Origin of the sequence: Micromonospora sp. NBC_00421 (assembly GCF_036017915.1) — a bacterium.
GTDB lineage: Bacteria > Actinomycetota > Actinomycetes > Mycobacteriales > Micromonosporaceae > Micromonospora.
In genome coordinates, this window is record NZ_CP107929.1 from 1,467,655 (window position 1) to 1,486,398 (window position 18,744).

An 18,744-nucleotide genomic window follows, 5' to 3' on the forward strand; every position below is an offset into this window, starting at 1 on the left:
GCGCGCCGCCGGACCCCATCGACACCTTCGTGAGGACAGACGACAATGGCCACTGACGAGAAGCTCCTGCAGTACCTCAAGCGCGTCACCGCCGAGCTGCACACCCTGCGGCAGCGGGGTTCCGGGCACGCCGACGAGCCGTTGGCCGTCGTGGGCATGGCGTGCCGGTTCCCCGGTGGGGTGTCCTCGCCGGAGGAGCTGTGGCGGCTGGTGGCCGACGGGGTGGACGCCCTCTCCGACTTCCCCGAGGACCGGGGTTGGCCCCTGGAGGGCCTGTTCGACCCGGACCCGGACCGCCCCGGCACCTCGTACACCAGTCAGGGTGGTTTCCTGACGGGCGCCGGGCAGTTCGACGCCGGCCTCTTCGGGATCTCCCCCCGGGAGGCGCTGGCGATGGACCCGCAGCACCGACTGCTGCTGGAGACGTCGTGGGAGGCGCTGGAGGACGCCGGGGTCGATCCGACGTCGATGCACGGCACCGACGTCGGGGTGTTCTCCGGGGTGTTCACCCAGGGCTACGGGGCCGGGTCGATCACGCCGGAGCTGGAGGCCTTCGCCGGCACCGGGTCGGCGTCGAGCGTCGCGTCCGGCCGGGTGTCGTACACCTTCGGGTTCGAGGGGCCGGCGGTCACCATCGACACCGCCTGTTCGTCGTCGCTGGTGGCGATCCACCTGGCCGCGCAGTCGCTGCGGCTGGGGGAGTGCTCGATGGCGCTGGCCGGCGGGGCGACCGTGATGCCGACACCCGGCACGTTCGTGGCGTTCTCCCGGCAGCGGGTGCTCGCCGCCGACGGGCGGAGCAAGGCGTTCGCCGCCGCCGCGGACGGCACCGGTTGGTCCGAGGGCGTCGGTGTGGTGGTGCTGGAACGGCTGTCGGTGGCCCGGGAGCGTGGCCACCGGATCCTGGCCGTACTGCGGGGCAGCGCGGTGAACCAGGACGGCGCCTCGAACGGGTTGACCGCGCCGAACGGCCCGTCGCAACAGCGGGTGATCCGCAAGGCGCTGGCCGGGGCCGGGCTGACCCCGGCGGAGGTGGACGCCGTGGAGGCCCACGGGACGGGTACCGCGCTCGGCGACCCGATCGAGGCCCAGGCCCTGATCGCGACCTACGGCCAGGGCCGCAAACCGGGCCGCCCGCTGTGGCTGGGATCCGTCAAGTCCAACATCGGGCACACCCAGGCGGCGGCGGGCGTGGCCGGCGTGATCAAGATGGTGCAGGCGCTGCGGCACGGCGTGCTGCCGCCCACGCTGCACGTGGACGAGCCCACGCCGCAGGTCGACTGGTCCGCCGGCGCGGTCGAGCTGTTGACCGGGGCGCGCGACTGGCCGCGCGACGGCCAACCGCGCCGCGCCGGGGTCTCCGCCTTCGGGATCAGCGGCACCAACGCGCACGTGATCCTCGAAGAGGCCCCCGCCGCCGACGTCGCGACGGCCCCGGCGGAGGCGCCCACCGGGCTGGTGCCGCTTGTCGTGTCGGCGGGCAGCGCCGCCTCGCTGACCGCGCAGGCGGATCGGCTGGCCGCCTTCCTCGCCGGCACCGAGCTGCCGCTGGCCCGGGTGGCGACGGCCCTGCTGACCGAGCGGGCGGTGCTCGGTGAGCGCGCCGTGCTGGTGGCGGACACCACCGCGCAGGCGGTCGCCGGGCTGCGCGCGCTGGCCGGCGGCGAGGCCGCCCCCGAGGTGGTGACCGGTTCGGTTACGCCCGGCCGGGTCGTGCTGGTCTTCCCGGGGCAGGGCGCGCAGCGGCCCGGCATGGGCCGTGAGCTGTACGACAGGTATCCGGTGTTCGCGCAGGCGCTGGACGAGGTCTGCGCGCACCTCGACGCGTGTCTGGCCGGCTGGATCGACCACCCGGTGCGCGACGTCGTGCTGGACCGGCTGCCGCGCAGCGGTGACCTGCTGAACCAGACGGTGTTCACCCAGGCCGGCCTGTTCGCGCTGGAGAGCGCGCTGTTCCGGCTGGTCACCTCGTGGGGGGTGCGGCCGGACCTGGTGATCGGGCACTCGATCGGCGAGCTCACCGCCGCGTACGCCGCCGGGGTGTTGTCGCTCGCCGACGCGGCCCGGGTGGTCGCGGCACGCGGCCGGCTCATGCAGGCGTTGCCGCCGGGCGGGGTGATGGTCGCGGTGGCCGCGAGCGAGGCGGAGGTCGCCGACCTCCTCGACGAACGGGTGGAGCTCGCCGCGGTCAACGGCCCGTCCTCCGTGGTGCTCTCCGGCGACCACGACGCCACCCTCGCCGCGGCGGACCGGCTGCGCGAGCGGGGCCACAAGACGAAGCAGCTAGTCGTCTCGCACGCGTTCCACGCCCACCAGATGGAGCCGATGCTGGCCGGGTTCGCCGCCGAGATCGCCGGGGTGACCTGGCATCAGCCGACGATCCCGGTGGTGTCGAACGTGACAGGCCGGCTGGCGGAGCCGGGCGAACTCGCGGACCCGGGGTACTGGTCGGCGCACGTACGCCGGCCGGTCCGGTTCGCCGACGGGATCGCCGCCGCGCTGGCGTACGGCGGCGACCTGTTCGTGGAACTCGGGCCGGGCGCGACGCTGACCGCGATGGTGGCGGAGACCGCCGCCGCGACGGACGCCGAGGTCAGGTGCGTCCCGGCGCTGCGCGACGGCCGCCCGGAGGACCGGACGCTGCTGACCGCGCTTGCCGAGTTGTTCGTCCGGGGCGTCCCGGTCGACTGGGCCGGCCTGCTGCCGCCGGTGACCGGGCACGTCGACCTGCCGACGTACGCCTTCGATCAGCGGAACTACTGGCTGCCGCCCGGCGGGGCCGGGGCGGACGCGACGTCGTTGGGGCAGTCCGCCGTCGACCACCCGCTGTTGGGTGCGGTGGTACGCCTGCCGCAGTCCGACGGGCTGGTGTTCACGTCGCTGCTGTCGCTGCGGTCGCACCCGTGGCTGGCCGACCACGCGATCGGTGGCCGGGTGCTGGTGGCCGGGACCGGCCTGGTCGAGTTGGCGGTCCGCGCGGGCGACGAGGTCGGGTGCCCGGTGCTCGACGAGCTGGTCATCGAGACGCCGATGCGCGTCCCGGAGCGCGGCGGGGTGCGGGTGCTGGTCGCCGTGGGCGCCGCCGGGGACGGCGGGACCCGCCCGGTGGACGTGTACTCGCAGCGCGACGACGATGCCGACGAGTGGACCCGGCACGCCACGGGCCTGCTGTCGGTCGGGCCGGCGGCGCGGCCCGCCGGGTTCGACTTCACCGCCTGGCCGCCGCCGGGCGCCCAGCCGGTCGAGACGGGCGGTGTCTACGCCGACCTGGCCGAGCGGGGCTACGCGTACGGCCCGACGTTCCAGGGGCTGCGGTCGGTGTGGCGGCGGGGCGAGGAGGTGTTCGCCGAGGTCGCGTTGCCGGCGGAGACCGGCACCGGGTCGGGCGGCTTCGGCATCCACCCCGGGTTGTTGGACTCCGCCCTGCACGCCGGCATGCTCGGCACCGCGGCGGCGGAGGATGCCGGCCCGCCGGTGCTGCCGTTCGCCTGGAACGGGATGGTGCTGCACGCCGCCGGCGCGTCGGCGCTGCGGGTGCGGATCACCTCCGCAGGCCCCGGCGCCATCGCGGTGGAGGCGGCGGACCCGACGGGTGCCCCGGTGCTGTCGGTGGATTCGTTGGTGTCCCGGCCGGTGTCGGTCGACCAGCGGGACGCCGGCCCGTCCCGCGACTCGTTGTTCCGGGTGGAGTGGACCGCGCTGCCGGCGGTCGCCGGGGAACCCGTGCCGTCGTGGGCGTCGGTGGCGACCGTCGACGACGTGGTGGCCCTGGTCGACGACCCGCCGGCGGTGGTGGTGTTCGAGGCGGTCGGCGCGGACGACGCGCTGGCCGTGACCGCGCGGGCGCTCGACGTCCTCCAGGTGTGGCTGGACGCCGGTCCGCAGGAGTCGCGGCTGGTGGTGGTGACCCGGGGTGCGGTGCCCGCCGGTGACGGCGGGGTGGCCGACGCCGCCGCGGCGGCGGTCTGGGGGCTGGTGCGGTCGGCGCAGGCCGAGAACCCGGACCGGATCGTGCTGCTGGATCTCGACCCCGACGACACCGTCGAGCAGGCGCTGGGGCCGGTGCTGGCGGCGGGTGAACCGCAGGTCGCGGTGCGGGGCACCGGGCTCTCGGTACCCCGGCTGGCCCGGGTGGCGGCCCCGTCGGACGCCGCGACGACCGGCTTCGACGGGCCGGGGCCGGTCCTGGTCACCGGCGGCACCGGGTCGTTGGGCGCGCTTGTCGCGCGGCACCTGGTGTCAGGGCGCGGGGTGCGGCGGCTGGTCCTGGTCAGCCGGCGTGGTCCGGCCGCCGACGGTGCGCAGGAGCTGGCCGCCGAGCTGACCGGGCAGGGCGCCGTGGTCTCGGTCGTCGCCTGTGACGTGTCGGACCGCGACCAGGTGGCGGCGCTGCTGGCCGCGCACCGGCCGACGGCCGTGGTGCACACCGCGGGTGTGTTGGACGACGGCGTGATCGGGGCGTTGACCGCCGACCGGTTGGCCACCGTGTTCGCCCCCAAGGTGGACGCGGTCCGGCACCTCGACGAGCTCACCCGGGGGCTGGACCTCGACGCGTTCGTGGTGTTCTCGTCCGCGTCCGGGGTGTTCGGCTCCGCCGGGCAGGGCAACTACGCGGCGGCGAACGCTTTCCTGGACGCCACGGTCGCCCGCCGCCGCGCGGCCGGCCTGCCGGCGGTGTCGCTGGCGTGGGGCCTGTGGGAGCAGACCGACGGGATGACCGCCCACCTGGGCGAGGCCGACCAGGCACGGGCCAGCCGTGGTGGCGTCCTGGCGATCGGGCCAGCCGAGGGGATGGCCCTGTTCGACGCGGCCGTGCGCACCGACCAGGCGCTGCTGGTGCCGGTCAAGCTGGACCTGCGGGCGACCCGGGCGACCGTGCCGTACCTGCTGCGCGGCCTGGTCCGGCCGACCCGGCAGCAGGCCCGCGCGGCGGCGGCCGGGGACCAGGACCTGGTCCGCAGGCTGGCCGGTCTCGACCCGGCCGCGCAGGAGGCGCTGCTGCTGCACCTGGTACGCGGTCAGGTCGCGTTCGTGCTCGGGCACGCCGGCGCGGACGCGGTGCGCCCGGACACGGCGTTCAAGGACGCCGGATTCGACTCGCTGACCTCAGTCGAACTGCGCAACCGGCTGCGGGAGGCGACCGGGCTGAAACTGCCGGCGACCCTGGTCTTCGACTACCCGAACCCGGTCGCCCTCGCCCGCTACCTGCACGGGGTGCTGGGCGAGCGGGTGGCCGGCACGCCCACCCCGGTCGCCGCCGTGGCGGACCCGGACGAGCCGATCGCGATCGTGGGCATGGCCTGTCGGCTGCCCGGCGGGGTGACCAGCCCGGACGACCTGTGGCGGCTGGTACGCGACGGCCGCGAGGGCGTGTCGCCCTTCCCCACCGACCGGGGCTGGGACCTGGCGGACCTGTTCGACCCGGACCCCGACAACCGGGGCACCTCCACCACCAGCCGGGGCGGCTTCCTCGCCGACGCCGGCCTGTTCGACGCCGGGTTCTTCGGGATCTCGCCCCGGGAGGCGTTGGCCATGGACCCGCAGCAGCGGCTGCTGCTGGAGGTGTCGTGGGAGGCCCTGGAGGGCGTCGGCATCGACCCGACCTCGCTGCGGGGCAGCGACGTCGGCGTCTTCACCGGGATCTCCGCCCAGGGCTACGGGATCGGGGTGCCCGCGCCCGAGCTGGAGGGCTTCGCGAGCACGGCCGGGGCGGCGAGCGTGGCGTCCGGCCGGGTGTCGTACGTGTTCGGCTTCGAGGGGCCGGCTGTCACCATCGACACGGCGTGTTCGTCCTCGCTGGTGGCGATGCATCTCGGTGCGCAGGCGCTGCGGCAGGGTGAGTGTTCGATGGCGCTGGCCGGCGGGGCGACCGTGATGGCGACGCCGGGCACCTTCGTGGCGTTCTCCCGGCAGCGTGGTCTGGCCGGTGACGGCCGGTGCAAGTCGTACGCGGACGGCGCGGACGGCACCGGCTGGGCCGAGGGCGCCGGCGTGGTGGTGCTGGAGCGGCTGTCTGTGGCGCGGGAACGCGGTCACCGGGTGCTGGCCGTGCTGCGGGGCAGCGCGGTGAACCAGGACGGCGCGTCCAACGGGTTGACCGCGCCGAACGGACCCTCGCAGCAGCGGGTGATCCGCCGTGCCCTGGCCAGCGCCGGTCTCGACCCGGCCGACGTGGACGTGGTGGAGGGGCACGGGACCGGGACGGCACTGGGGGACCCGATCGAGGTGCAGGCCCTGCTGACCACGTACGGGCAGGACCGGTCGCCCGACCGTCCGCTGTGGTTGGGTTCGATCAAGTCGAACATCGGCCACGCGCAGTCGGCGGCGGGCGTCGCCGGTGTGATCAAGATGGTGCAGGCGCTACGGCACGACCTCATCCCCCCGACGCTGCACGTGGACGCCCCCACCTCCCAGGTGGACTGGTCCGGGGGAGGGGTGGAGCTGCTGACCCGGGCACAGGAGTGGCCGCGCGACGGTCACCCGCGCCGGGCGGGGGTGTCGTCGTTCGGGATCAGCGGGACGAACGCGCATCTGATCATCGAGGAGGCGCCGCCCGAGCCGGCCCCGCCGGTGGCCGCCGCGCCGCCGGCCGGTGTGCTGCCGTTGGTGGTGTCGGCGCGCAGTGCCGGCTCGCTGGCCGGGCAGGCCCGCCGGTTGGCCGGCGTCGTCGAGGACGCCGACGGGGCGTCGTTGGCGGCGGTGGCGCGGGCGTTGGTGTCCGGGCGGGCCGTGTTCGGGGAGCGGGCCGTCGTGGTGGCGGGGTCCGCCGAGGAGGCGTTGACCGGCCTGCGGGCGCTGGCGCACGGCGAGAGCGCCCCCGACCTGGTGGTCGGCCGGACGACCACCTCGGGACCGCCCGGAAAGCTGGTCTGGGTCTTCCCGGGCCAGGGGGCGCAGTGGGTGGGCATGGGGCGGGAGTTGCTGGACTCGTCGCCGGTGTTCGCCGAGCGGGTCACCGAGTGCGCCGCCGCGCTGGCGCCCTGGGTCGACTGGTCCCTGCCGGAGGTGCTGCGGGGGGAGTGCGATCCCGCGTTGATGGAGCGGGTCGACGTGCTCCAGCCCGCGAGCTTCGCGGTGATGGTCGGGCTGGCGGCGGTGTGGTCCTCGGTCGGGGTGTTCCCCGACGCGGTGCTGGGCCATTCCCAGGGCGAGATCGCCGCGGCATGCGTGGCGGGTGCGTTGTCGCTTCAGGACGCGGCCCGGGTGGTGGCGCTGCGCAGCCGGGCCATCGCCACGGAGCTGTCCGGACGCGGTGGCATGGCCTCGGTCGCCCTGGGCGGGGAGGAGGTCGCCGCGCGGCTCGCACCGTGGGCCGGGCGGGTCGAGGTGGCCGCGGTCAACGGTCCCGGCTCGGTGGTGGTCGCCGGCGACGCCGAGGCGTTGGACGAGGCGCTCGACGCGTTGTCCGCCGACGGCGTGCGGGTGCGCCGGATCGCTGTGGACTACGCCTCGCACAGCCGGCAGGTGGAACGCATCCGGGACACCCTCGCCGACGCGCTGGCGGGGATCCGCGCGCAGGCGCCGGTGGTGCCGTTCCGCTCGACGGTGACCGGCGAGTGGATCTCCGCCGCCGGGGTCGTCGACGGCGGCTACTGGTTCCGCAACCTGCGCCACCAGGTGGGTTTCGGTGCCGCCGTGGCCGAGCTGGTCGACCAGGGGCACCGGGTCTTCGTGGAGGTGAGCGCGCACCCGGTGCTGGTCCAGCCGATCACCGAAAGCACCGACGACACCGACGCGGTGGTCGTCGGGTCGTTGCGGCGCGGTGAGGGCGGACTGCGCCGGCTGCTCACCTCGATGGCCGAGTTGTACGTCCGCGGTGTCGCGGTGGACTTCGGCGGCGTGCTGCCCACCCCGACCGGCCGCGTCGACCTGCCGACCTACGCCTTCGACCACCAGCACTACTGGCTGTACGCGACCGAGCCCGCCACCGACGCCGTCTCGTTGGGGCTGGCCGGCACCGACCATCCGATGCTCGGCGCGGTGGTCCGGCTGCCGCAGTCCGACGGCCTGGTGGTCACCGCCCGCCTCTCGTTGCGTACCCACCCCTGGCTGGCCGACCACGCCGTCCGGGACGTGGTCGTGGTGCCCGGTGCCGGACTGGTCGAGCTGGCCGTCCGCGCCGGGGACGAGGCCGGCTGCGCGGTGCTCGACGAGTTGGTGATCGAGGCGCCGCTCGTGATCCCCCCGCACGGTGGGGTCCGGCTACAGGTCGCCGTCGGCGGGCCGGACCACCACGGCACCCGTACCGTCGAGGTGTTCTCCCAGCGTGAGGACGTCGACGGCGGCGCGGACAGTTGGACGCGGCATGCCACAGGTGTGCTCGCGGTGGACGCGCCGCGGGGGCACGGCGGCGGGTTCGACTTCACCGCCTGGCCGCCCCCCGGCGCGCAGCCGCTGGACATCGGCGAGGGCTACCGCCGGCTCGCCGAGGTGGGCTACGGGTACGGCACGACGTTCCAGGCCGTCCGGGCGGTGTGGCGGCGGGGCGAGGAGGTCTTCGCCGAGGTGGCGCTCCCCGAGGAGCACCGGGCGGAGGCCGGCAGGTTCGGCATCCACCCGGCGTTGCTGGACGCGGCCCTGCACTCGACCCTCGTCGGTGCCGTGTCCGCCGCCGACGCGTCGGGCGGGCAGGAACTGTCGTTGCCGTTCGCCTGGAACGGGCTGCGACTGCACGCGGCCGGCGCCGCGGTGCTGCGGGTACGGGTCACCAGCCCCGGGCCGGACGCGATGGCGCTGGAAGCCGCGGACGAGGCCGGTGGCCTGGTCGTGACGATGGAGTCGCTCGTGGGTCGGCCGGTGTCCGACGCGCAGTTGGCGGCCGCCGCGGCGGGAACCGCGCCCGCCGACTCGCTGTTCCGGTTGGAGTGGGTCGGGCTGCCCCCGGTCCGGGTGGAGTCGGCACCGTCCTGGCTTCCCGTCGCGGACGCCGAAGCGGTGGCCGACCTGGCCGACGACGTGTTGTCGGGCACGGTGGACGCCCCGGCGGTGGTGGTCCTGGAAGCCGTCGGCGGCACCGACGTGCTGGGGCTGAGCACCCGGGTGCTGGACGTGGTCCAGTGCTGGCTCGACGGCGGCGGGTTCGAGGAGTCGCGGTTGGTGGTCGCGACCCGGGGCGCGGTGCCCGCCGGGGACGGTGCGGTGACCGATCCCGCCGGCGCGGCGGTGTGGGGCCTGGTACGGGCCGCGCAGGCGGAGAACCCCGACCGGATCGTCCTGGTCGACCTCGACCCGGCCGGCGGGGAGGCGACGGAGTCGAGGTGGGGTGCGGTGCTGGCCTCCGGTGAGCCGCAGGTGGCGGTGCGCGGCGCGGCGCTGTCGGTGCCGCGCCTCATCCGGGCCACCGGCGCGGTGCCGGCGGCCGGGAAGGTGTTCGGCCCGGACGCGACGGTGCTGGTCACCGGTGGCACCGGGGCGTTGGGCGCCCTCGCGGCCCGGCACCTGGTCACCCGGCACGGGGTGCGACGGCTGGTGCTGGCCAGTCGGCGTGGTCCGGCCGCCGAGGGCGCGACCGCGCTGGTCGCCGAGCTCACCGGGCAGGGTGCCGAGGTGGCGGTGGTCGCCGCCGATCTGTCCGACCGGGATCAGGTGGCGGCCCTGCTGGCCCAGCACCCCCCGACCGCGGTGGTGCACACCGCCGGTGTCGCGGACGCCGGGGTGATCGGCACGGTCACCCCGGACCGGTTGGCGGAGGTCTTCGCGCCGAAGGTGGAGGCGGTGCGGCATCTGGACGAGTTGACGCGGGGGCTGCCGTTGACGGCGTTCGTCGTGTACTCGTCGGTGTCGTCGGTGTTCATGGGTGCCGGTAGTGGTAGTTACGCGGCGGCGAACGCGTTCCTGGACGGATTGATGGCGCAGCGTCGGTCGCTGGGCCTGCCGGGGTTGTCGTTGGCGTGGGGCCTGTGGGAGCAGACCACCGGCATGGCGGCCGGCACCGACGAGCTCGCCAGGTCCCGGATGACCAGGCGTGGCGGGCTCCTGTCGCTGACCCCTGCGGAGGGCATGGAGCTCTTCGACGCCGCCGTCGGGTCCGGGCAGGCGCTGCTGGTGCCCGCGAAGTTGGACCTGCGCGGCGTACGCGCCGACGCCTCGACCGGCGGCGCGGTGCCGCACCTGCTGCGTGGCCTGGTCCGGGCCGGTCGACAGCAGGCGCGTGGCGCGACCGGCGACGAGGCCGGGCAGATCGCCGAGCGGCTGGCCGGACTGCCGGCCGCCGAGCGGGCCGGGATCCTGCTGGATCTGGTGCGGGCCCAGGTGGCCGCGGTGCTGGGCTACCGGGCCGGCCACCACGTCGAGGCCGACCAGGGACTGTTCGAGGTCGGCTTCGACTCGCTCACCGCCATCGAGCTGCGCAACCGGCTGCGCGACCTCACCGACCGCAAGATCGCCGCCAATCTCGTCTTCACCCATCCGACACCGGAACGGATCGCCGCCCACCTGTACGAGCTGATGTACGGCGACCGGGCGGACGTCCCGGCGGCGATCTCCGTCTGAGAGAGGGTGACGACGTGTTCGACGTGGACGGCTACCTGCGGCGGATCGGCTGCCAGGGAATGACCGGGGTGGACCTGGAGACGTTGCGGGTGCTGCAGAAGAGGCACCTGATGGCGATTCCGTACAGCAGTCTCGCCTACGACCTCGACGACGGGGTGGTCGTCGTCGACCTCGACGACGACGCGGTGTTCACCCGGAGCATCGTCGATGGGCGGGGCGGCGCGTGCTACCACCTGAACCGCCTGTTCTACCGGCTCCTCTGCGAGCTGGGCTACCAGGCCACGCTGCTGGCGGGCAGCACCACCGAGGGCCGGGCCGCGTTCGGCAGCGACGTCGAGCACATGTTCGCCCGGGTCGCCCTGGACGGTGCCGACTGGCTGGTCGACGTCGGCTACCCGGGACCGACGTACGTCGAGCCGCTGCGGGTCTGCGCCCCGGTGCAGGCCCAGTACGGCAGCCGGTTCCGGCTGGTCGACCAGGGGCCCGGGATCGCGCTGCAACGCAGGGGGGTCGCCACCCGCTGGGGCACTGTCTACACCTTCACCATGCAGCCCCGGCAGTGGAGCGACTGGAAGGAGATGGAGAGCAACTTCCGGGAGATCCTGGCCGATCCGGGCCGGGACGACACCCGGGAGGTCCTGTGTGGCCGCGCCGTGGACGACGGGCAGGTGTTCCTGCGGCAGCGCCGTTACCTGACCGTCCGCAACGGTCGTGAGCAGGTACGCACGATCACCGACGACGACGAGCACCGGATGCTGCTGTCCCGCATCCTCTCCGGTCACCTCGACTGAGCTCGAACCCGGTCGTTACCAGAAAGGGAGACGATGGAGAAGCTGGATCATCCGTTCGCATGGTTCGTCGACTTCGTCCGGGCCTGCTTCGTGGAGTACTCCCGCTTCGTGTGGGCCTTCTACGGCGGCGCGCCGGAGCTGATGGCCGCCCGCCCGGCGCCGCAGCCGAGGGGCGTCCGCCCCGCGCCGCGGTCGACGGCCGCCCGCCCGGCGCGGTGGCCCGGGCCGGAGACCGTGGAGAAGACACCGTGAGCGCGACGGTTCCGGTGCGGCTCGGTGACCGCTCCTACGACGTGTCCGTCGGCGCGGGGGTCCGTTCCTCCCTCGCCGAGGTGGTGGGCCGGTTGGGTGCCAGACGGGCGGTCGTGGTGTCGGCCCGGCCACCGCGGTGGGTTCCCGACCCGGGGGTGGAGACGCTGCTGTTGCCGGCCCGCGACGGCGAGCACGGCAAGACCCTCGCCACCGTGGAGGCGTTGTGCGGCGAGTTCGTGCGGTTCGGGTTGACCAGGAACGACGTCGTCGTCTCCTGTGGCGGCGGGACGACCACCGACGTCGTCGGGCTGGCCGCCGCGCTCTACCACCGGGGGGTGGACGTGATCCACCTGCCCACGACGCTGCTCGCCCAGGTGGACGCCAGCGTCGGCGGGAAGACGGCGGTGAACCTGCCGGACGGCAAGAACCTGGTCGGCGCGTTCTGGCAGCCCCGTGCGGTGCTCTGCGACACGGACTACCTGTCCACCCTGCCGCCCCGGGAGCTGGCCAGCGGGTTCGGTGAGATCGCCCGCTGCCACTTCATCGGCGCCGGTGACCTGCGCGGCCTGCCGCTGACCGCGCAGATCGCCGCCAGCGTGGCCCTCAAGGCCGGCATCGTGGAGGTCGACGAGCGCGACGCCGGCCGGCGGCACCTGCTCAACTACGGCCACACGCTGGGTCACGCGCTGGAGTTGGCGACCGGCTTCGCGCTCCGGCACGGTGAGGCGGTCGCCATCGGCACGGTCTTCGCCGGCCGGCTGGCCCACGTGCTGGGTCGGATCGACCAGGCCAGGGCGGACGAGCACCTGACGGTCGTCCGGCACTACGGCCTGCCCACCGCACTGCCCGCCGGGGTCGATCCCGAACTCCTGGTCGGTCAGATGCGCCGGGACAAGAAGGCGGTCGACGGACTCGGTTTCGTCCTGGACGGGCCCGCGGGCGCGGAACTGGTCGGCGACGTGCCGGTGGCGGCGGTCCGGCGGGCCCTCGACGAGATGCCGCGGGTGCCGATGGCCACGCTGGTCGGGGCCGCCACCGCCGATGCGGTCTCGACATGAGACGGTTCCCGCACCCGCCGGGCGACGCCGACGGACCTGCGCACGCCCGCTGCCCGGCGGATCGGCTGCTGGCCCACCGGTTGGACGAGGCGCTGGCCCGTCCCGCGGCGCAACAGCCGGGCTGGCCGGACCCGGACCGGGCCCGGGCCGTCGTCGCGCGGTTGCGGCAGGTCGATCCGATCGTGACGCCGGTGGAGACGGCCCGGCTGGCCGATCGGCTCGCCTCGGTCGCCCGGGGTGAGGCGTTCCTGCTCCAGGGCGGCGACTGCGCCGAGACCTTCGCCGACAACACCGAGTCGCACCTGCGCGCCAACCTGCGGGTGCTGTCCCGGATGTCCGACGTGCTGACCGGGGCCACCGGGATGCCGGTGGTCAGTATCGCGCGAATGGCAGGCCAGTACGCCAAGCCCCGGTCCAATGCCGTGGACGCGTCGGGCCTCCCGGTGTACCGCGGTGACATCGTCAACTCCGCCGAACCCACCCTCGCCGCCAGGACGCCCGACCCGTACCGCATGTTGCGGGCCCACGCGCACGCGGCGGGCGCGATGGAGGTGGTCCGCCGGGTCGGCGCGGGCGGGGTCTACGTGAGCCACGAGATGCTCCTGCTCGACTACGAGCGGGCCGTGCTCTGGGCGGATGCCTGCACCCCCCGAGCCCGGCTGACCAGCGGTCTCGCCCACTTCCTGTGGGTCGGTGAGCGCACCCGTCAGCTCGGCGGGGCGCACGTCGCATTCGCGGAGCTGCTGGCCAACCCGATCGGCGTCAAGATCGGTCCCGGGGTGACCCCGGAGCTGGCCGTCGAGTACGTGGAGCGCCTCGACCCGGACGCCGTCCCGGGACGGTTGACGCTGGTGAGCCGGATGGGCCACGCCCTGGTCCGGGACGTGCTGCCGCCGATCGTGGAGAAGGTCAACGCCTCCGGGCACCAGGTGGTCTGGCAGTGCGACCCTATGCACGGCAACACCCGGCTGTCGGGTAACGGGTTCAAGACCCGGCACTTCGACGGAGTGCTCGACGAGCTGGCCGGCTTCTTCGAGGTGCACCGGGGACTCGGCACCCATCCGGGCGGCATCCACGTCGAGGTGACCGGCGAGGACGTGACGGAGTGCCTGGGTGGCGGCTGCGGGATCACCGAGCGTGACCTGCCCACCCGCTACCGGACCGCCTGCGACCCGCGACTGAACGCCGCGCAGTCGGTCGAACTCGCCGTCGCGGTCGCCGCGATGCTGACCGGTCGGGGCTCGGCCGGGCGGGCGGGACGGTGCTGACCACACCCGCACCCGTGAGCGGCACCACCCGGCTGTACGTGGTCCTGGGTGATCCGGTCGTCCAGGTGCGCTCACCCCTGCTGGTCAACCCGCTCCTCGCCCGGCTGGGCGTCGACGCGGTGCTGGTCCCGGTGCACGCGCGGCCGGAACACCTCGCCCGGATCCTGGACGGGTTGCGGTGTGTCGGCAACGTCGACGGCATCTTCGTCACGGTGCCGCACAAGGCCGCGGTCGTCGCGCTCGCCGATCGGTGCAGCCCGATGGTCCGGATCGCCGGGAGCGCCAACGCGCTGCGCCGGGACGACGACGGCAGCTGGTACGCGGAGAACTTCGACGGTCTGGGCTTCGTGGCCGGTCTGGTGGCGGCCGGCCACGAGCCGGCGGGCCGTCGGGTGGCCCTCGTCGGGGCGGGGGGCGCGGGCAGCGCCATCGCGGCGGCGCTGCTGTCGGCGGGGGTCGACCGGTTGGCCGTGTGTGACCCGGACACCGCCCGACTGGCCGGTCTGCGCTCCCGCCTGGACCCGCACTGGCCCGGCCGCACCGTCACCTCGGCCGGGCCGGACCTCGACGGCGTCGACCTGGTGGTGAACGCCACGCCGCTCGGGCTCGAACCCGACGACCCGCTGCCGATGCGACCGGACCTCCTACCACCGGGCAGCGTGGTGGCCGACATCATCATGCACCCCCGGGAGACCCGCCTGTTGCGGGCCGCCGCGGCGCGTGGGCACACCGTCCATCATGGATTCCACATGCTCGACGGGCAGCTCGATTCGTACCGCTCCTTCTTCCGCTGGGGCGACGTGTCGACGACTACCAGACCGAGGGATGTTGGCCCCCGACCGCGCTCATACCATGACGCAAGAGGCTGAAATCGCCATTTCCCTGTCACACGGCCATTCACGCTTTCTCCCAATGGGATCCACCACGAGAATCGGAGAGCCATGGACGCGCGACCGGCACCAGAATTCCCCGCGTGGCCTCAGCACGACGACGCCGAGCGGGACGGCCTGATCCGTGCGCTCGAGCAGGGCCAGTGGTGGCGCATGGGCGGATCCGAAGTGGACTCGTTCGAGCGAGAGTTCGCCGACCACCATGGCGCCGAACACGCGCTGGCGGTCACCAACGGCACACACGCGCTGGAGCTCGCCCTGCAGGTCATGGGAGTCGGGCCGGGCACCGAGGTCATCGTGCCGGCCTTCACCTTCATCTCCTCCTCCCAGGCGGCCCAGCGGCTCGGCGCGGTCACCGTCCCGGTCGACGTCGACCCGGACACCTACAACATCGACCCGGGAGCGGTCGCCGCCGCCGTCACGCCACGCACCAGGGCGATCATGCCGGTGCACATGGCCGGTCTGATCGCCGACATGGACACGCTGGCGAAGATCTCCGCCGAGAACGGCGTACCGCTGCTCCAGGACGCCGCGCACGCGCACGGCGCGCAGTGGCAGGGCCGGCGCGTCGGTGAGCTGGGCAGCATCGCCACCTTCAGCTTCCAGAACGGCAAGCTGATGACCGCCGGCGAGGGCGGTGCCGTGGTGTTCCCGGAGGGGGAGAGCGAGAAGTACGAGCTGGCCTTCCTGCGGCACAGCTGTGGTCGGCCCCGGGGCGACCGCCGCTACCTGCACCGGATCTCCGGGTCCAACATGCGGCTCAACGAGTTCTCCGCCGCCGTGCTGCGGGCACAGCTGCGTCGCCTCGACGCGCAGATCGCGCTGCGGGACCAGCGCTGGACGCTGCTGTCGCGGCTGCTCGGGGCGATCGACGGGGTGGTGCCGCAGGGCGGCGACGTGCGCGCCGACCGCAACTCGCACTACATGGCGATGTTCCGCGTCCCCGGCATCAGCGAGGACGGCCGCAACGCCCTGGTCGACCGGCTGGTGGCGGCGGGTCTACCGGCGTTCGCCGGGTTCCGCGCGATCTACCGCACGGAGGCCTTCTGGGAGTTCGGCGCACCCGACGAGAGCCTGGACGCCATCGCGGAGCGCTGCCCGCACACCGATGCCATCAGCCGGGACTGCGTCTGGCTGCACCACCGGGTGCTGCTCGCCGGAGAGCAGGAGATGCACGCGACGGCCGAGATCGTCGCCGCCGCCGTGGCCACCGCATGAGCATCCGGGTTGCGGTGGTCGGGCTCGGCTGGGCGGGGCGGGAGTTGTGGCTGCCGCTGCTGCGTGCGCACGCCGACTTCGAGGTCGTCGCGGTCGTCGACGCCGACCCGGCGTCGCGGGCGGCGTTCCGGGACGAGCCGGGCCTCGCCGTGCATCCCACTGTCGACGCGTTCACCGCGAAGGAGGTCGACCTGGCCGTCGTCGCGGTGCCCAACCACCTGCACGTCGAGGTGGCCGGCGCGTTGCTCGCCACCGGGATCTCGGTGTTCGTCGAGAAACCGGTCTGCCTGACCTCTGCCGAGGTCGACGTCCTCGCGATGGCCGAACGCCGGGGCGGGATGCTGCTCGCCGGCAGCGCCGCCCGGTACCGGGGTGATGTCGAGGCGTTGCGGCGGGCGCTGCGGGACCTGGGTGACATCCGGCACGTCGACCTCGGCTGGACCCGGTCCCGCGGCGTGCCGCGGGCCGGCGGCTGGTTCACCCAGCGCGGCAAGGCCGGCGGGGGAGCGCTGTTCGACCTCGGCTGGCACCTGGTAGACACGCTGGCGTTCCTGCTCGGCCCGGCCACCTTCACGCAGGTGATCGGCGTGACGTCGGACGACTTCGTCAACGTGGACGCCTGGCGGGCGGCGTGGCGACAGGACCAGCCCGGCGCCGACGCCGCCGACGTGGAGGACACCGCACGCGGTTTCCTGGTACGCGACGACGGCGTCTCGGTCGCCCTGCGGGCCAGTTGGGCATCGCACGAGGCGCGGGACGTGTCGTCGATCCGCGTCGAGGGCCGGGCCGGGGTCGCGGAGTTGAGGTGCACCTTCGGCTTCAGCCCCAACCGGGAGCCCGATCCGGTGCTGACGATGACCCGGGAGGGCGCCACGACCCGGCTCGCGGTGCCGACCGAGCGGATCGGCATCGAGTACACCCGGCAACTGGACGACCTCGCCGCGATGCTCGCCGACCCGGCCAGCCGCGGCCGCGCCATCGCCGAGGCCCGGCCGATCGTGCAGATGATCGAGAACTTCTACGCGTCGGCGGGGTCGGCGCGTGCCCGGCGCACGGTGTCCGCGTACCAGTGAAGAGGTCTCCATGGCATTTCCGATCGTCGACCGGCCGGCGACCGCGACCGACCCCTCGGCACCGGTCCGGCACGCGGTCATCTTCGACCTCGACGGGGTCGTCGTCGACAGCTTCGCGGTGATGAGCGAGGCCTTCGCCATCGCGTACGCCGAAGTCGTCGGCGACGGCCCGGCGCCCTTCGGGGAGTACCGTCGCCATCTGGGTCGCTACTTCCCGGACATCATGCGGATCATGGACCTGCCGCTGGCGATGGAGGAGCCGTTCGTCCGGGAGAGCTACCGCCTCGCCGACCAGGTGCAGGTCTTCGACGGCATCCTCGAACTGCTGCTGACCCTGCGGGTCCGCGGCCTACGGCTGGCCATCGCCACCGGCAAGAGCGGGCCACGGGCCCGTTCACTGCTGGACCGGCTCGGCCTCCTGCCGTTCTTCGCCCACGTGATCGGCTCCGACGAGGTGGCCCGCCCCAAACCGGCCCCCGACATCGTGCGACGCGCCCTGGACCTGCTGGACGTGCCCCCCGAGCGGGCCATCATGATCGGGGACGCGCCGACCGACCTGGCCAGCGCCCAGGGCGCCGGGGTCGCCTCGGCCGCCGCGCTGTGGGCGCCGCCGGAGGACATCGCCGAGTTGCTCGCCGGCGGCCCCGACCTGGTGCTGCACCGCCCCGCCGACCTGCTCGCCCGCTGTCCGGCCGTCCCGGCCGGCTGACCGTGGAGACGGCCCACTACCTCGGCGTCGACGTCGGCGGCACCAAGGTCGCACTGCGGGCCGAGACCGACGCCGGGCTCGTCCGGGAGTCCACCTTCGGCTGGACGCCCCGGCACAGCGTGACCCGGGATCTCGCCCAACTCGCCGGGGAACTGACGAAGCTGCGGGCCGGCATCGGTGCCCCACCGCGCTCGGTGGGGGTCGCGATGCCGGCGACGGTCGGCCCGGGGGGCCGGGTCACCTCGTGGCCCAGCCGGCCGGAGTGGGTCGACCTGGACCTGGACGCGGCCCTGCGGGCGCTGTTCCCCGGGGCGAGCGTCGCCTGGGCGGACGACGGCGATCTCGGCGCGCTCGCCGAGGCGCGGGCCTCTGGCTGTGACGATCTGCTCTACGTCGGGGTGGGCACCGGCGTCGGTGGCGGTCTGGTCCTGGGTGGCGTCCCCTGTCCCGGACCCGGCCGTGGCTCGTTCGAGATCGGGCACGTCATCGTCGAGTCGGGCGGGGCGAGCTGCGTCTGCGGCCGGCGCGGGTGTCTCCAGGCGGTCGCCTCCGGACCGGCCACCCTGCGCCGCGCGGCGCGACTGCGGGGAGCGGAGGTCACCTTCGACGAACTGGGGCCGGCGGTGCGCGCCGGACAGCCCTGGGCCGTCACCGCCGTCGACCGGACGTGCCGCGCCCTGGCCGCCGCCGTGACCAGCGTGCAGGAGCTGCTCCACCCGCAGCGTGTGCTGATCGGTGGGGGCTTCTCGGCCGGCGTCCCCGAGATCGTCGACCGGATGGCCGCCTGGTTGGCCGAACTGGCACGCCCCGGACACGACCCGTTGCCGGTGGCGCCGGCCCGGCTGGGCGGTCTGTCGTCGTTGCACGGCGCGGTGTCGCTCGCCCGCCTCGTCGCACCGCCCCCGGCCGGGCCCGCGCGAGGGTCGACGTCACCGCCGGCCGGCGTACCTGTCCCGACCGCCGCCCCTGCCGACAGCGCGGGATGACCACCGGG

At 74.4% G+C, this 18,744-nt stretch carries 10 protein-coding genes; all 10 read left to right on the plus strand.

The features are described 5' to 3' along the window. Window positions 1-45: 45 nt before the first annotated feature. The 10 genes from OHQ87_RS06355 (at window position 46) to OHQ87_RS06400 (ending at window position 18,736) form a co-directional block, all read left to right on the plus strand. Entirely contained in the window at window positions 46-10,491 is a 10,446-nt protein-coding gene (locus OHQ87_RS06355) for a type I polyketide synthase (protein WP_328345813.1), read from the plus strand. Window positions 10,492-10,550: 59 nt separating this feature from the next. After that, window positions 10,551-11,282 carry an arylamine N-acetyltransferase gene (locus tag OHQ87_RS06360; RefSeq protein WP_328348764.1) on the plus strand — a complete coding sequence of 244 codons (732 nt, stop codon included), beginning with the start codon at window positions 10,551-10,553 and terminating at the stop codon, window positions 11,280-11,282. 33 nt (window positions 11,283-11,315) lie between these two features. After that, complete coding sequence (locus OHQ87_RS06365; protein WP_328345815.1) at window positions 11,316-11,534, plus strand: hypothetical protein; 219 nt, start codon at window positions 11,316-11,318, stop codon at window positions 11,532-11,534. Then, window positions 11,531-12,592: a 3-dehydroquinate synthase family protein gene (locus OHQ87_RS06370; RefSeq protein ID WP_328345817.1), complete on the plus strand. Its 1,062-nt coding sequence runs from the start codon at window positions 11,531-11,533 to the stop codon at window positions 12,590-12,592. The genes OHQ87_RS06365 and OHQ87_RS06370 overlap by 4 nt, the downstream gene beginning before the upstream one ends. Next, window positions 12,589-13,860 carry a 3-deoxy-7-phosphoheptulonate synthase class II gene (locus tag OHQ87_RS06375; protein ID WP_328345819.1) on the plus strand — a complete coding sequence of 424 codons (1,272 nt, stop codon included), beginning with the start codon at window positions 12,589-12,591 and terminating at the stop codon, window positions 13,858-13,860. The genes OHQ87_RS06370 and OHQ87_RS06375 overlap by 4 nt, the downstream gene beginning before the upstream one ends. Before the next feature lie 14 nt (window positions 13,861-13,874). Further along, a complete protein-coding gene (locus OHQ87_RS06380; RefSeq protein ID WP_328345821.1) occupies window positions 13,875-14,729 on the plus strand; it encodes a shikimate dehydrogenase family protein in 855 nt (284 codons plus the stop codon). Between the two features lie 72 nt (window positions 14,730-14,801). Beyond that, entirely contained in the window at window positions 14,802-15,968 is a 1,167-nt protein-coding gene (rifK, locus tag OHQ87_RS06385) for a 3-amino-5-hydroxybenzoate synthase (protein ID WP_328345823.1), read from the plus strand. Then, window positions 15,965-17,041 carry a Gfo/Idh/MocA family protein gene (locus tag OHQ87_RS06390; RefSeq protein ID WP_328345825.1) on the plus strand — a complete coding sequence of 359 codons (1,077 nt, stop codon included), beginning with the start codon at window positions 15,965-15,967 and terminating at the stop codon, window positions 17,039-17,041. The genes rifK and OHQ87_RS06390 overlap by 4 nt, the downstream gene beginning before the upstream one ends. A gap of 10 nt (window positions 17,042-17,051) precedes the next feature. Next, window positions 17,052-17,750, plus strand: a complete 699-nt coding sequence (locus OHQ87_RS06395; RefSeq protein WP_328345827.1) for an HAD-IA family hydrolase — start codon at window positions 17,052-17,054, stop codon at window positions 17,748-17,750. Between the two features lie 2 nt (window positions 17,751-17,752). Then, window positions 17,753-18,736, plus strand: a complete 984-nt coding sequence (locus tag OHQ87_RS06400; RefSeq protein ID WP_328345829.1) for an ROK family protein — start codon at window positions 17,753-17,755, stop codon at window positions 18,734-18,736. Window positions 18,737-18,744 lie beyond the last annotated feature (8 nt).